13 protein-coding genes are annotated in these 15,200 nt (G+C 67.8%); 9 read left to right on the top strand and 4 right to left on the bottom strand.

Features of this window, described 5'->3' with window-relative positions:
- Positions 1-4 precede the first annotated feature (4 nt).
- The 4 genes from A9X04_RS21255 to A9X04_RS21270 form a co-directional block, all read right to left on the bottom strand.
- Positions 5-847, bottom strand: a complete 843-nt coding sequence (locus A9X04_RS21255) for an SDR family oxidoreductase (protein ID WP_067924647.1) — start codon at positions 845-847, stop codon at positions 5-7.
- 89 nt (positions 848-936) lie between these two features.
- Positions 937-2,217, bottom strand: a complete 1,281-nt coding sequence (locus A9X04_RS21260) for a TetR/AcrR family transcriptional regulator (protein ID WP_067924650.1) — start codon at positions 2,215-2,217, stop codon at positions 937-939.
- Between the two features lie 222 nt (positions 2,218-2,439).
- Positions 2,440-3,543 (bottom strand): acyl-CoA dehydrogenase family protein, encoded by a 1,104-nt coding sequence (locus A9X04_RS21265; protein ID WP_067924653.1) that lies wholly within the window; start codon positions 3,541-3,543, stop codon positions 2,440-2,442.
- A complete protein-coding gene (locus A9X04_RS21270; RefSeq protein ID WP_067924656.1) occupies positions 3,540-4,685 on the bottom strand; it encodes an acyl-CoA dehydrogenase family protein in 1,146 nt (381 codons plus the stop codon). The genes A9X04_RS21265 and A9X04_RS21270 overlap by 4 nt, the downstream gene beginning before the upstream one ends.
- A 241-nt stretch (positions 4,686-4,926) precedes the next feature.
- Here A9X04_RS21270 and A9X04_RS21275 point away from each other — a divergent pair, with 241 nt between their 5' ends.
- The 9 genes from A9X04_RS21275 to A9X04_RS21315 form a co-directional block, all read left to right on the top strand.
- Positions 4,927-6,594 carry a nitric oxide reductase activation protein NorD gene (locus A9X04_RS21275; protein WP_197509268.1) on the top strand — a complete coding sequence of 556 codons (1,668 nt, stop codon included), beginning with the start codon at positions 4,927-4,929 and terminating at the stop codon, positions 6,592-6,594.
- 92 nt (positions 6,595-6,686) lie between these two features.
- On the top strand, positions 6,687-7,529 hold the full coding sequence (locus tag A9X04_RS21280) for a CbbQ/NirQ/NorQ/GpvN family protein (RefSeq protein WP_067924661.1): 843 nt from the start codon (positions 6,687-6,689) through the stop codon (positions 7,527-7,529).
- A 33-nt stretch (positions 7,530-7,562) separates the two neighbouring features.
- Entirely contained in the window at positions 7,563-8,675 is a 1,113-nt protein-coding gene (locus A9X04_RS21285; protein ID WP_067924663.1) for an ABC transporter substrate-binding protein, read from the top strand.
- Positions 8,676-8,688: 13 nt separating this feature from the next.
- Complete coding sequence (locus tag A9X04_RS21290) at positions 8,689-9,840, top strand: spirocyclase AveC family protein (protein ID WP_067924667.1); 1,152 nt, start codon at positions 8,689-8,691, stop codon at positions 9,838-9,840.
- On the top strand, positions 9,833-10,813 hold the full coding sequence (locus A9X04_RS21295; RefSeq protein ID WP_067924672.1) for an SDR family NAD(P)-dependent oxidoreductase: 981 nt from the start codon (positions 9,833-9,835) through the stop codon (positions 10,811-10,813). The genes A9X04_RS21290 and A9X04_RS21295 overlap by 8 nt, the downstream gene beginning before the upstream one ends.
- A 10-nt stretch (positions 10,814-10,823) precedes the next feature.
- Positions 10,824-12,038, top strand: a complete 1,215-nt coding sequence (locus A9X04_RS21300; protein ID WP_067924674.1) for a cytochrome P450 — start codon at positions 10,824-10,826, stop codon at positions 12,036-12,038.
- A 90-nt stretch (positions 12,039-12,128) separates the two neighbouring features.
- Positions 12,129-13,613 carry an aldehyde dehydrogenase family protein gene (locus A9X04_RS21305; RefSeq protein WP_067924679.1) on the top strand — a complete coding sequence of 495 codons (1,485 nt, stop codon included), beginning with the start codon at positions 12,129-12,131 and terminating at the stop codon, positions 13,611-13,613.
- A gap of 209 nt (positions 13,614-13,822) precedes the next feature.
- Positions 13,823-14,968: a thiolase family protein gene (locus A9X04_RS21310; protein WP_067924686.1), complete on the top strand. Its 1,146-nt coding sequence runs from the start codon at positions 13,823-13,825 to the stop codon at positions 14,966-14,968.
- A partial coding sequence (locus tag A9X04_RS21315; protein ID WP_231985787.1) for an enoyl-CoA hydratase-related protein occupies positions 14,965-15,200 on the top strand: 236 nt, incomplete at its 3' end. The genes A9X04_RS21310 and A9X04_RS21315, both read left to right, overlap by 4 nt.

Consider the following 15,200-nt stretch of genomic DNA (forward strand, 5'->3'; position numbering starts at 1 on the left):
CCCGCTAGAGCTTCACCCGCCCCATGATCAGATCGATGATCGGCTTCCCGGGCGGGTACGCGCCCGTGAGCGAGGCCATGGTGTGCCCGTAGTCCACCAGCAGCGTGATCCCGCTGATGCCGAAGGCGGCGGCGCTGTTGAGGAACGCCATGACGTCACCCATTTGCTCGGGGGTGTGCACCTTCGATCCGGTCTCGTCGCGGTAGTCCTGCGCGAAGGTGAGCCAGAGGTCGGCGTTGGCCTGGGCCAGGGGGGTGTCGGTGGGACCCGGGCAGATCGCGTTGATCCGGATGCCCTTCTTGAGCAGCGGGTAGCCCTGGGTCGCGACGTAGGCGTTGACCACCTTCTTGGAAAAGCCGTAGTGGATGATGCCTTCTGATTCGTGCGCCTTGACCCACTCTTGGGCCGACGCGAAGTCCGGCGTGGCGAGGAACTCCGTCAGCAGCTCCAGGTCGTTCTCCCAACCCATCCCGGCGACCGAGGAGATGAAGCAGATCGCCGAGCCCGGGGGAAGCTGGTTCTTCTCGAGCAGGCGGTCGATCAGGTGGCGGTGACCGATGAAGTTGATCGCCATCAGGTCGGTGGTCCCGTCCGCGATGCCGGCGGCCGAGAAGACGGCGTGGATCGGACCGTCGAGCTGCTCGAGCGCAGAGTCGATCGATGCGGGGTCGCGCAGGTCCACCTGAATGGCCTTCGCGACGTCGTAGTTCACCGGCGCGTAGTCCATCACGATCACTTCGGCGCCGAGCTCGGCTGCCGACTTGGCCGCCGCCGCGCCCATGCCGGTGGCGCCGCCGACGACGAGAGCCCGCTTTCCGTCGTAGCGCAGCCGATCGACAACAGTCATGGAAATCCCCTTCTCGCTCACTGCCAACGCGGTTCTAATCGCCCAACTGTATGGGTAACAGTTTTTTGGTTCAATACCTATTTGGCGACCTACTTGGCGCGAACCGCGACGCCACGCAAGACCGTGTCGCGGACGTGCACCAGCGCGGCGCGTTTGCCGACCTCGGCCAGGATGTTCTCCGGTATCCACTGCAGGCCGATGACGCATCGGGCCAGCATCGCGGTGGACGGGGCGTCGACGGTGATCTCCCCGGAGCGGATGCCTTCGGAAAGAAGCGTTTTCATCTGCCGGAGCCGCGTGGCGTACAACCAGCCGGGGTTGGGAGTGTCCGGCGGCGATTGGCGCATCCAGGCGAGTTGAATCCGGAACTCGTCCGAAAACCGATCGAGTGCATTGACGTTGACCCAGCTCAACGCGTCCAGTTTCGCGATGGGCGTGGCGTTCGAGCGCAGCACGCCGACCCAACCCGCCTCCACCTTCCTGCCGAACGATTCCATGATCGAGGCGAGGAGTTCGTCCTTCGAGCCGATCGCCCGATAGACGGTGCCCGTGCCGAGGCCGGCCGCCGACGCGATGTCCCTGATGGTGGTGGCCTCGTAGCCCTTACGGCCGAATTCCGCTCGCGCCACCGCGCGCACGTGCGCCGCTTTGTCGCTGGGGTCGGCGTCGCTGTCGTCCGGCCAGGTGTCGATGACCGCGCTGGCGGCGGCGAAAGCAGGGGACCCGTCGAGCGCCGAGTCGGCGGGTGGCCGCGTCGCCAACCCTTCCAACATGATTCGACAGAGCAAAGCGGCGACCTGGTCGGTGGGCGACTTGTGGCGCATCACGTCGAGACCGACCTGCAGCATGGTTTGGCAGATGCGGTCGGCCAACGTGGGCAGGTCGATGTCGGGTTTGATGTATCCGCTCGACCGCCCCGCGCGCAGCGTCTGCAGCATCGCCTCCTGAATCGCCACGGGCCGCTGCTGAGTCAGCTTCATCAACTCCGGATCCGTGCTCGGTCCCTCGTAGAACGACATCTGCAGCGCGGCGCGATGCCGCACGGCGCAGTCCGCAATCGCCGAGCCCAGTTCGACGATCTGCTCGCGAACCGGGCGGGGATCGGCGTTGTCCAACTTCGCTTGCGCGGCTTGCCCGATGCGCTCCAGGTCGTCCTGATAGCGGCGGATCAACTCGATGAGGATCGCCTCTTTGGACTCGAAGTGGTGATAGAGGCTACCGGGAAGGATGCCGGCCGCGTCGGCGATCTCCTGCAGCGAGGTCCGCAATCCCGACTGTGCGATCAACGTGGCCGCCGTGGTGAGGATCTCGGTCCGTCGGGTACCGAATTCGGCTGGGAGACTTGCCTTCAACGACTCGGCTTTCGGCATGATCAGCGGTGTGCACGCCCGGACGACTGCGGACCGGCAAACATGCGCATTCGCCCCTCTCGCCAACCAAATCTTTGTTAGAGGCTATCAGACCGGCGCCGGCGAATCCGCTGCGTAACAGCGGTGACGGGCCACGTCCTCAGGCCGGGCTCGCCGCGGGCTGCGCTTCCGCCGAGCATCGTCGGCGCTGGGCGGGTGGCGCTGAGCGGGTGCCCGGCATATTCAGCGTCCGCCCCTGTTCGCAAGGCGCGCACCGAGTTCGACGAGGTACCGGTCCGAGCCGCCGCGGAAGGCGCTCCAGCTCAGCAGGCGCTTGAGGTACAGGTGCGCGTCGTGTTCCCAGGTGTAGCCGATCCCGCCGAACACCTGGATCGCGGTGTCGCCGACGGTGGCCAGCCGTCCGGCGAACGCCTTCGCCCGCAGCGCGGCAACGTGCCGCTCGTCATGGTCGGCGTTGTCGGCGGCCCACAGGGCATGGATCACGCCGCTGCGGGCCAGCTCCACGGTCTCGTACATGTCGACGCAGAGATGCTGGACGGCCTGGAAGGAGCCGATCGGCTGACCGAATTGCGTTCTGGTCTTCGCATATTCGACGGCCATGTCCATCACCGTGCGCGCGGCGCCGAGGGCGTCGGCGGCGGTCGCGATCAGCGTGTCATCGATCACCGCCGCGAGGTCTTCCGGGGACGCCGAGGCGAGTCGTCGCGCGGGCGCTGCGTCCAATGTGATGTGGAAGTGCTTGCGGGTCTGGTCGATACCGCGCTCGAGTTCGACCGAAACACCGGTCGCGCCGGACGGCACCGCGAACAGCTCGAGGTGGCCGTCCTCCTCGGCGAGCACCAAGAGGACGTCCGCGGCGGCGGCGTCGGGGATCGCCGCCATCTCGCCGCGCAAAGACGCGTCGCCGCCCTGCCCGCTCGCGGCGATCGAACCGCTCTCGGCGTCCGGGAAGCAGACGGTGGCGACCGTGCTGCCGTCGGCGATGCCGGCCAGCAGCTCGGCGGCGGCTTCGGTGGCGCCGAGCCGGGTCAGCGCCCGCGGTGCGGCGACCGCGGTCGACAACCACGGCCCCGGATGCAGTGCGGCGCCCAACTCTTCGGCAACAATGCCGGCCTCGACCATCGTCATGCCGGCGCCGTTGCAGTCCTCAGGAACCAACAGACCGGTCGTCCCGAGGGCGGCGAGGCCACGCCACAACGCATCGATGGTGCCGGTCGCGTCGTCGAGCAGTGGGCGCACGTGATCCGCGATACGAGCCTTCTCGGTCAGGAAGCGGCGGATGGTGTCGCGCAGCGCCACCTGTTCGTCGGTGAGTTCGAGGTTCATTTGCGCGGCAACCCGAGTACCCGCTGGGCGGTGATGTTCTTGTTGATCTGGCTGGTGCCGCCCGCGATGGTGAGCGAGCGCGACGTCAGACGGTAGTTAGCCCACGGAGCACCGGCCCCACTGGTGCCCAGCACCTCGAAGGCCAGGGCGGCCATATCCTGCCCGATCTCACCCCACACGGTCTTGGCGAGGCTGGCAGAGGCGAACGCGTCTCCGCCGTGCAGTGTCGCCGAGATCGAACGTTGGCACAGGACTTCGAGATACTTGATGCGGAGCGCGATTTCACCGAGCCGCCGCAGCGTCACGGGATCCTCGAGCGCGTCGGTGTGCGTGGCGATGTCGTCCACCAGGTCATCCAGCCGCACCTGCATTTCTGCGTAGAGCCTTGCCGCGCCGGCCCGTTCGTGGCTGAGCGTTGTGGTGGCGACCTGCCAGCCCGCATTCAGCGGTCCGAGCAACGCGTCCACCGGGACCCGCACGTCGTGGAAGAACACCTCGGCGAAATCGGCGTCGCCGTTGAGCGTCACCAGCGGACGGACTTCGATGCCCGGCAGCCTCATGTCGACGATCAGGCAGGAGATGCCCTTGTGCTTCGGCGCGTCGGGGTCGGTGCGCACATACAGCTGGCACCAGTCCGCCCGATGACCGAGCGAAGTCCAGATCTTTTGCCCGTTCACCACGAAGTCGTCACCGTCGCGCACCGCGCGGGTCCGCAATGCCGCGAGATCCGAACCCGCTTCGGGTTCCGACATCCCTTGGCACCAGATGTCGTCGGCGCGCATCATCCGGGGGAGCAGCGTGAGTTTCTGGCTTTCGGTGCCGTATTGCATGATCGCCGGCGCAATGTTGTTCAGCCCAATGACGTTGAGCGGCATCGGGGCTCGAGCCCGGGTGGTTTCCTCGGTGTAGACCAGCTGCTCGAGGATCGTCGCGCCCCGGCCGCCGTACTCGCGCGGCCAGGAGACCGCGGCCCAGCCCGCGTCCGCCATCGTCGCGCTCCACGCGCGCAGCATCTTGATGGCGGCGTCGTCACGCCCCGCGGGCCGCCGCGCGGCCACCAGCTCGTCGGTCAGGTTCGCGGACAACCAGTCGCGCAGCTCGATGCGGAACTCTTCCACTTCCGCCGGGTATGAGAAGTCCACGTCCCTCTGTCTTTTGCGTCTTTGGAACTTGCAACTGCGGCCAAGCCGGACTTTACGGTTGAGCAGATATCTGGTCAACGCTCGGGGAAGACGACCTCGGCGTTGCCCGGCATCCTCGCCTCGATTGACTGAGGTGACACCGGACCCTACGGTGGAACAGATATTTGGTCAACGGAGTCCAGGCGGTTCGGGAGTAAGCGTGTCCATCGACGTTTGCGGTGAACGGTCGCCGGGGCTCGGCATGCTCGCGTCCGCGCTGGCGGGCCACGCGGTGGCGGTGGCGGACGCCCCGCCGGGGGAGCCGCCGTGGACCGATGGCCAGACCATCCACGTCGACTCCGCCACGAGTGCCCGCGCCCGGCTCGAAGCCGTTGCCGTGCAGGCCTCGATGATCGCGGCAGGCAGCCTGGACCCGGGCGTCATCCGCCGCCTGCTGCGCCACCCCCGGGTGGCCAAGCGTTATTTGGCGGTGGAGGGGCACCGGGCGCTCGTCGCCAATGACCATTTGCTGCCGGGCGTCCTGGCGTCCCTGGGGGACCGGGACACCGCGAGCCGCAGCGATTCCCCGGCCGCTTCGTTGCGGATCGCCCAGGGGCGCGCGGAGATCGGCTGCCCCGCAACGAGATCCGGCACCATCCGCCCGGCAAAGGTGCTGGCGGCGTCCGCGCGCGCGCCGGAGCGACCCGGCGGTGACGAGCGCGGGCACGTCCCGCGGGGCCCGGCGGACAAACCGGACGAACTCGACGACGCCGATGTCGACGACTCCGACGATCCCGATGTGTTCACCAGCCCGGTGGGTGGGGGCCGCGTCATCGGCAAGTGGCTGAAGAAGATGCTGTCTTCGGTGCGCAAGACAGGCAGCGGCGGCGGACCACCCATCGCCGACACCCCGACGCACCGGACCGACCCTGCCAAGCGCGAAGTGCACGCAGTGACATCGCTGGGCGCCACGCTGGGTGAGGACGGCGAAGAGCAGCGGGTCCCGACGGCCGCGGAAGGCCTGAAGTATCCGGAATGGGATGCCGCGCGCGGGAAGTACCGGCCCGCGTGGTGCACCGTGCGCGAGGTCGAGCCGCAGATCGAGGCGTCGGCGAGGCATGCGATCGAAGCGACCGTCGGCGTGCGCCGACCGCTGTCCCGGCTGGGCGTGGGTCTGCACCGGCGCCGCCGGCAGTCTCAGGGCGACGACATCGACATCGACGCGGCGGTCGAGGCCCGCGTCGAAGCCTTGTCCGGTTCGGTGCCCGGCGAGGCGGTGTACCTGGACAGCCTGCGCCGCAGGCGTGACCTGTCGGTGCTGCTGTTGCTCGATGTGTCGGGCTCGGCCGCGGAGCCCGGCACGGTCGGGCGCACGGTGCACGAGCAACAGCGCACGGCGGTCGCCAACCTCACGGTCGCGCTGCACGACTTGGGCGACCGGGTCGCGCTCTACGCCTACTACTCGCAGGGCAGGAGCGCTGTGAACATGGTGCCCGTCAAGCGATTCGACGACCACCTCGACGCCCGAGTCATGCGACGCCTCAACAGCCTTGAACCAGGCGCGTATTCGCGCCTGGGCGCAGCCATCCGGCACGGGTCGGCGGTGCTGGACGCGCGCGGGGGAACGACACGGCGGCTACTGGTCGTGGTCTCCGACGGGCTCGCCTATGACAACGGGTACGAGCGGGACTACGGCGCCGCCGACGCGCGCCGCGCCCTGGCCGAGGCCCGCCGGCGCGGCATCGGCTGCGTATGCCTGACCATCGGCGCCGGGATCGACGCGCCGTCGGTGCGCCGGGTTTTCGGTAGCGCCGCGCATGCCACCGTCGCGCGCCCGGAGCAACTCGCCGCCGTGATCGGCCCGCTGTTCCGGTCCGCGCTGCGCTCGGCCGAGGTCCGCCGCGGGGTGTCGCGGCGGCCGCGGGTTTGAGTCCCGAGTTGTGAACATGCTAGTCAGAGCTCTTGAAACAAACATCTGTTCCGCGATAGGCTCCGTTCCACCGTGGGGGCAGAGGGGAAGCTATGGCCAACGAGTCCGGGCTTGCGTACCGGAACGGCGCGATCCCGGGGGCGGAGGGCGCCCGCCCCTACTACCGGGCGATCGGCGTCGAGGAGGCCGTCTTCAAGGCGGCCCACCGCCGTGGCCTGGCAGTCGTTCTGAAGGGGCCGACGGGTTGCGGCAAGACCCGATTCGTCGAGGCGATGGCGCACGATCTCGGCCGGCCATTGATCACGGTCGCCTGCCATGACGACCTCACCACGGCCGACCTCGTGGGCCGGTATCTGCTGCAGGGAGACGAGACCGTTTGGGTGGACGGCCCGCTGACGCGGGCGGTGCGGGAGGGGGCGATCTGCTACCTCGACGAGGTGGTGGAGGCGCGGCAGGACACCACCGTCGTGCTGCACCCGCTCGCGGATCACCGGCGGCAGCTGCCGATCGAGCGGCTCGGCGTCACGCTGGACGCGGCACCGGGATTCGGCCTGGTGGTGTCCTACAACCCGGGTTATCAGAGCGTGCTGAAGGACCTCAAGGACTCGACCCGCCAGCGGATGGTCGCCATCGAATTCGACTTCCCCCCAGCCGATGTCGAGGAGGGAATCGTCGCACATGAGGCCCGCGTGGGTGGTGGCATCGCCGCCGAGCTGGTGCGTTTCGGGCAAGCCATCCGCAGGCTGGAAACCGGTGGGCTGCGGGAGGTCGCGTCGACGCGCGTGCTGATCGCCGCGGGCAAGCTGGTCGCGGAAGGACTGACGATGCGCGAGGCGGCGCGCGCCGCGATCGCGGGACCGCTCACCGACGACGCGGCGGTGGGCATGGCCCTGGGCGAGATGATCGAGATCTATCTGGACGGGGCCGCGAAATGAACGGCGGGCGTGAGTTTTTCACGGGGAGGTCGAATGTCCTACGAAAGCAGCGCTGAGCCCATCAAGGTCGGCTACCTGATGGACTTCACGCTGCCACCGGGCTTCCCCGAGGAACTGATGGCGAGTTTCACCCGGTGCTTCGACCTGATCTTTCACGAAGCCCATGACCAGGGCGTGATCGATCGCCCGGTGCACATGATCTACCGCGAGGTGGAGGGCTTGCCCAAGGGTTCGGTCAAGGCCGTGATCGACGCGTTCGGCGAGCTCGTCGACGAAGGCTGCCTGGTGGTGTTCGGGCCGCACATCACCGACAACTGCGTGCCGACCCGCGAGGCGATCGAAGATCGGTTCAAGGTGCCGGCGATCAGCGTCACCGGCACCGACGACTGGCTGGGCGAGTGGACATTCGCGTTCCCGCAGGGGTCGATGACCGACGAGCCGATCTTCATCGCGGACCTGGTCGCCAAACGCGGGCTGTGCGAGATCGGAGTCCTCGTCGAACAGAACCTGATCGGCGAGAGCTACCTCAAGAACCTGCGAAGCGCGTGCCGCCGCAACGGCATCCGCATCGTCGCCGAGGCGGCGATCGCCCAGACCGCGCAGGACATCACCGAGGCGGTCCGCACGCTGCACGAGGCCAAGGCCGAGGCGATCGTGCATCTGGGCTTCGGCTTCGGCATCGTGTTCATCAACCCCGCGCTGCAGGCCGTCGATTGGGATCCGCCGAGATTCACCACCACCGCATTCCAGAACGCCTGGGTGAACCCGATCATGTGGAACGCGTTCATGGGCTGGATCGGGGTCGACCAGTACGACGAGGAGAACCGGCTCGGCCAGGAGTTCCTGGACCGGTACGCGCAGAAGTACGACGGCAGCCGGCCCGAATATTGCGTATCGGTGGTCAACCATGACGTTGCCGCGACACTCGTCCGCGCGTTCGCCGATTCGCACCCGCTCAGCCCGCGCGGGGTCAAGGAGGCTTTGGAGCGGGTGAAGATGATGCCCGCCGCATCGGGCGCCCCCGGCACGCGCGTCTCCTTCGGGAAGTGGACGCGCCGCGCGTGGATGGGCGCCGGCTATCTGGTGGCCCGCACTCTGGACGCCGACGGCACCAACTCGCACCTGGTCGATCGCTTCGGAGAGTAAGGCTGGCAACGACATGAGCACCGATCAATCCGCACCGCTTGTTGCACAGGAAGAGTCGGCGCCAGCGGGGCGTGCGGACAAACGCGGCTGGGGCGGCTGGATCGCCGGCGTCGCGCTGGTGGCGTTCGCGCTCTTCTTCATCGCCAACTGCCGCGTCGCACTCGACCCGCGCGTCGCCAACCCGAACATGCACGGTCGCCCCCGTCCGGTGAAGTTCATCTTCGGCCTGGACTACATCACCTTCCTGCACATCTCCACCGTGATCATGCTGCTCGTCCTGCTCGTGGTGTTCGTCAGGGGCTGGCGCCGCAACCCGGGCAGCCCCGTGATGCTGATGTTCCTGTGCACCACGCTGATCGTGTGGCAGGACCCGATCATGAACTGGGCCCCGTTCGCGGTGTACAACCCCGATCTCATCCACTGGCCGGAGTCTTGGCCACTGGTCTCGCTGTCGCCGACCGTCGATCCGTTCGTCGTATTCGGTTACGTCACTTTCTATTTTGGACCCTACTTTCCGGCGATCTGGATACTGCGCAAGCTGCAGGCCAAGTACGGGCCGACGGCGTTCGTGTCGCGGCACCCGCTGGTCAGCCTGGGCCTCTTGACGTGCGCCATCGGTTTTGTCTTCGATGCGTGGCTGGAGATCCAGCTGGTCCACATGGGCATGTACATCTACTCCCAGGTGATCCCGTGGGGCTCGGTGTTCACCGGCACCACGTTCCAGTTCCCGTTGATCTGGGAGTCGTTCTCGGTGACCTTCGTGATGGTGCCCGCGGCGATCCTCTGCTATCGCGACGACACCGGGAAGTCGGTGGCCGAGAAGCTGGCCGCCAAAGCCAGGATCTTTCCGACGCGCCCGGTGCTCGGCACGTTCCTGGTCATGTTCGCGATCATCAACGTGTCCTATTTCGCCTACGGAGCGTGGTTCTGGGCCATCAAGGCCAGCCATGCGGCGACCTCCGTCGCCTGCCCCTGGCCCTATCCCGAAGCCAAGGTCTATGACCCGCAGGGGTTTTACGAGAAGGCCGGTGCCCAAGGTCCGTACTCCGTCGGCATCTGGTCGACCTGGGCGAGCGGGGAGCCCAACGGGCGGCCCCACGTCGACCTGCCGCCACCGGGCGAGGGCGCCTGCGCCACTGCTTTCGCGCCGGGCGCGCATGGCTGAGCCGCGCACCGCTGTCATCACCGGTGCGTCTCGCGGTCTGGGTTTTGCCTCGACCGTGCGCCTGTACCGCGAAGGCTGGCGGGTGGTCGCGGCCATGCGGACCCCCGATCGTGGGATCCCGTTGCTCCGGGCGGCCATTCAGGACTCCAAGGGGACCGTCGCAGACGACCACCGGCTGATCGGCGTGCAGCTCGACCTGGTGGATCCCGCGTCGATCGCGGCGGCGGCCAAGGCGGTCGAGGAAGCCGTGGGCGCGCCCTACGCGCTGGTGCACAACGCGGGTATCTCGGCCGCCGGGATGGTCGAGGAGACCGATATGGCGCTGTGGCAGAACATGTTCGCCACCAGCGTTCTGGGCCCGGTGGCGCTCACCCAGGCCCTGTTGCCGTCGATGCGGGCGGCCGGCCGGGGACGCATCGTCCTGGTGTCGAGCGCAGCGGGGGTGCGTGGTCAGCCGGCCACCGCGCCGTATTCGGCGGCTAAGGGCGCGCTGGAGCGGTGGGGGGAATCGATGGGATGCGAGATCGCGCCCTTCGGTCTGGGGGTCACCGTTCTGGTCGCCGGCATGTACGACACGGAGATCATCACCGACGCGGGCACCACCGACAATCGTGATTTCGGCGGCCCGTACGCGCGGCTGCATCACACCATGAACAGCCGCGGCAGGGCCGCGATGAAATTGGCCCGGCCGCCCGAGCGGTTCACCGACGGCCTGCTCAAGGCGCTGGACGACCACGCGCCGTTCCGCCGCCGCGGTGTAGGCCCCGACGCCTCGATGTTGCTGGCCGCCAACAGGATACTGCCGACCGCCGGCATGCACCACGTATCGCGCATCGTGCTGGGCATACCGAAACAGGGTTCCATGCGGGACGGGGCATGGCCGTTGACGACAGGACAGCGGGCGATGGTGTTCGCCGCGCGGATTGTGCCGCGGCCGATCCTGCAGCGCTTGGCGGCCCGTAGGGCAAAGTGAGGGAGCATTGATGGAACAGCTTTTCGACGACCTGGAGGACTTCGGCGCCTTCGACGACGCGGTCTCGGGTGACGTGCGCGACCCCTACACCGAACTGGCGCGGTTGCGCCGCGAGGAACCCGTTCAGCGGCTGGATGTTTCCGGGATGCCGCACGAGGAGTCCAAACCGGTCTTCATCGTCTACCGGTTCGAGGAAGCCCAGCAGATGCTGCGCGACAACGAGACGTTCTCGTCGGCGGCCGTCATCGCGGCGTTCGGCCCGGTGCTGGGGGAGCGCGTGATGCTCGGCATGGACGAACCGGTGCACGGGCGGCTGCGGTCGCTGGTGTCAAAGGCGTTCTCGCAGAAGGCTTTGGCGCGATGGCAGGACCAGTTGGTCGGTCGAGTGGCCAGCAGCCTGATCGACCGGTTCGCGGCGAACGGCAGGGCGGACCTGGTCAAGGAGTTCACCTTCGACTACCCGAGCCGGATCATCGCGGGCGTGCTGGGCCTGCCGGAGGAGGACTATCCCCAGTTCCAGCGGTGGTCCATCTCGCTGCTGAGCTGGATGCTGAATCCCGAACGCGGCCTTGCCGCGTCGGCGGCGCTGTGCGAGTACTTCGCACCGATCCTGCAGGCCCGCCGCGCCGAACCCAAGGACGATCTGATCAGCGCGCTGGCCCAGGCCGAGATCGACGGCGAAAAGCTCGAGGATGAGGAGATCTACTCTTTCCTGCGCTTGTTGCTACCCGCCGGGGTGGAGACGACGTACCGGTCGCTGGGCAGCCTGCTGCTGGCGCTGCTGTCGGATCCCGCGCAGCTGGCCGCCGTCCGCGCGGACCGGTCGCTGCTGCCGCAGGCCATCGAGGAGGGTGTGCGGTGGGAACCGCCGCTGCTGACCATCACCCGGGTGGCGACCCGCGACACCGAACTCGGCGGGGTGGCGATACCGGAGGGCTCGACGGTGATGCCGATGCTGGGCTCCGCCAACCGGCAGGAGGACCGGTATCCCGATCCGGACAGGTTCGACATCTTCCGGCAGGCGAGGGCACACCTCGGCTGGGGGCACGGCGTGCACGTCTGTCTCGGCATGCATCTGGCGCGGCTGGAGATGCGCACCGCAATCAACGTTTTGCTCGACCGGCTGCCCAACCTGCGGCTCGACCCCGACGGGGACGACCCGCACATCCGCGGGCAGGTTTTCCGGTCGCCGACGTCGGTGCCGGTGCTGTTCGACCCCCAATGACCGGCCCCGTAGGGGTTTTCGCTTGCCAATCGGCTAGTTTCCGGTAAGGCTCTCAGTAGCCCCTCAACGACTCAGAAGAGAGTGACAAACATGACCGAGGCTGTAAAGGTCCGCTTCGAGCCCAAGATGATGATCGACGGCAAGCTCGTCGACGGGCAGGCCGGCACCTTCACCAACATCAACCCGGCCACCGAGGAGCCGCTCGGCGAGGTCGCCGACGCGTCGAAAGAGGACATGCACCGGGCGATCGATGCCGCTCGGCGGGCCTTCGACGAGACCGACTGGTCGACCAACCGCGAACTGCGCAAGCGCTGCCTGCTGCAACTGCACGAGGCGATCGAATCGGAGAAGGAAGAGCTGCGCGAGGAGCTCATCCTGGAGGTGGGTTCGCCCCGGGCGATCACGTACGGCCCGCAGCTGGACGCCCCACTCGAGGACGGGCTGCGCTACCCCGCCAGGCTGATCGACGAATACGCCTGGGAAACCGACCTGGGCGACAAGGTGGTCAGCCTGACCGGCACGTTGACCACCCGCAAGGTCTGGCGCGAGCCGGTGGGTGTGGTCGGCGCGATCGTGCCGTGGAACTTCCCGTTCGAGGTCACCCTCAACAAGCTCGGCCAGGCATTGGGCACCGGCAACACCGTGGTGCTCAAGCCGGCGCCCAACACGCCGTTCAACGCGACCCGGCTCGGCCGGCTGATCGCCGAGAAGACCGACATTCCCGCGGGCGTCGTCAACGTCGTCACCGCGTCGGATCACTTTGTGGGTGAAGAGCTCACGCTGTCGCCCAAGGTCGACCTGATCTCGTTCACCGGGTCGACGGTGGTCGGCCAGCGGATCATGGAGAAGGGCGCCGCGACCATGAAGCGGCTGTTCCTGGAGCTCGGCGGCAAGTCGGCCACCATCGTGCTGGAGGACGCCGATTTCGGGATGGCCTGCGCGATCGGCATCGCGCCGTGCATGCACGCCGGGCAGGGCTGTGCGAACCCCACCCGGATGCTGTTGCCGCGGTCGCGCTACGACGAGGGCGTGGAGATTCTGAAGAGCATCTACGAGAACGTCACGTGCGGCGACCCGCAGGACCCGGGAACGCTGTGCGGCCCGGTGATCTCCGAGGTGCAGCGCAACCGCGTGATGGGCTACATCCGCAAGGGCGTGGAGGAGGGCGCCACGGCGCTGGTCGGCGGCCCCGACGCGCCGACCGGCTTCGACAAGGGATTCTTTGTCCGGCCAACGCTTTTCACCGACGTCGACAACTCGATGACCATCGCCCAGGAGGAGATCTTCGGGCCGGTGCTGGCCGTCATCCCGTTCGACGACGAGGAGGACGCGATCCGGATCGCCAACGACAGCAAGTACGGGTTGGCCGGCAACGTGATGTCGGGCTCGCTGGAGCGCTCGCTGGCGGTGGCCCGCCGGATCCGGGCCGGCTTCATGGGTGTCAACGGCGGCGCGCCGTACGGCGCCGACACCCCCTTCGGCGGCTACAAATACAGCGGTGTGGGACGCCAGAACGGCGTCGCCGGGTTCGACCAGTACACCGAGATCAAATCGGTCGCGTACCCCGCCGGCTAGGGCTGCACCTTTCGGCTTCACCCTTTCGTCGAGATTGCCGCCACGGTCGCGCTTCGCGGTCGGACCGCGACCACCGCGGCGATCTCGGCGCGGCCGTGAGCGCAACCAAACCCACCCCGCCACGCGCCCTCCCAACGCGTTGGTTGACAATCGACGCAAGGCTCACTTTCACCAATACCTGAGGTTCTAGCGTCAAAGGAGACACAACCATGGCCGAAGCCGTCATCGTCGAGGCAGTGCGCTCACCGCTCGGGAAGCGCAACGGCGGACTGGCCGGGGTGCACCCGGCCGACCTGTCGGCGCAGGTCCTGAATGGGCTGGTCGACAAGGCCGGTATCGACCCGGGAATCGTCGACGACGTCATCTGGGGCTGCGTGATGCAGGCGGGCGAGCAGGCCCTCGACATCGGCCGCACCGCGCTGCTGGCCGCCGGCTGGCCCGAGACCGTGCCCGGCGTGACCGTCGACCGGCAGTGCGGGTCGAGCCAGCAGTCCATCCACTTCGCCGCGGCGGGCGTGGTCGCCGGGCACTATGACGTCGTCGTCGCCGGCGGTGTCGAGTCGATGTCACGGACGCCGATGGGATCGTCGCTGGCCAACGGCGGCAACCCGTACCCCCAGGCTTTCAAGGACAGATACCACCGGACGCCGAACCAGGGCATCGGTGCGGAAATGATCGCCGAACAGTGGGGCTTCGACCGGCTCGCGCTCGACGAATTCTCCTTGGGATCGCACGAAAAGGCCGCCGCCGCACAGGATTCCGGTGCTTTCGACGACCAGATCGTCGGCATCAAGGATCAGGACGGGAACGTGGTTCTCAAGGACGAGGGCATCCGCCGCGGTACCCCGATGGAGAAGATGGCGTCGCTGAAGCCGGCCTTCAAGGAGGACGGGGTGATCCACGCGGGCAACTCCTCGCAGATCACCGACGGTTCGGCCGCCCTGCTGTTCATGTCGGCCGAGAAGGCCAAGGAACTGGGCCTCACGCCGATCGCCAAGGTGCACACCGCGGTACTGGCCGGCGCCGACCCGGTGATCATGCTGACGGCGCCCATCCCGGCGACGCAGAAGGCGCTCAAGAAGTCCGGCCTCTCGATCGGTGACATCGGGGCCTACGAGGTGAACGAGGCGTTCGCGCCGGTTCCGCTGGCGTGGCTGAAGGACATCGGGGCCGACGAGAAGAAGCTCAACCCCAACGGCGGCGCCATCGCGCTGGGTCACCCGCTTGGCGGCTCGGGCGCGCGGCTGATGACCACCCTGCTTTACCACATGCGGGACAAGGGAATTCGTTACGGCCTGCAAACCATGTGCGAGGGCGGCGGCCAGGCCAACGCCACCATCGTGGAGCTCCTGTGACCGACGCCCCCGCCGACCAGCCGGCGGTGCTGGTCGAACGCCGCGGCAACGTCATGGTGATCACCATCAACCGGCCCGAGGCCCGCAACGCCGTCAACGGCGCCGTGAGCATCGGCGTCGGCGACGCGCTCGACGAGGCGCAGCACGACCCCGAGGTGCGGGCGGTGGTGATCACCGGCGCCGGCGACAAGTCGTTCTGCGCCGGCGCCGATCTCAAGGCGATCTCCCGCCG

Origin of the sequence: Mycobacterium sp. E3247 (assembly GCF_001667785.1) — a bacterium.
In the GTDB taxonomy this organism is placed as follows: Bacteria; Actinomycetota; Actinomycetes; order Mycobacteriales; family Mycobacteriaceae; genus Mycobacterium.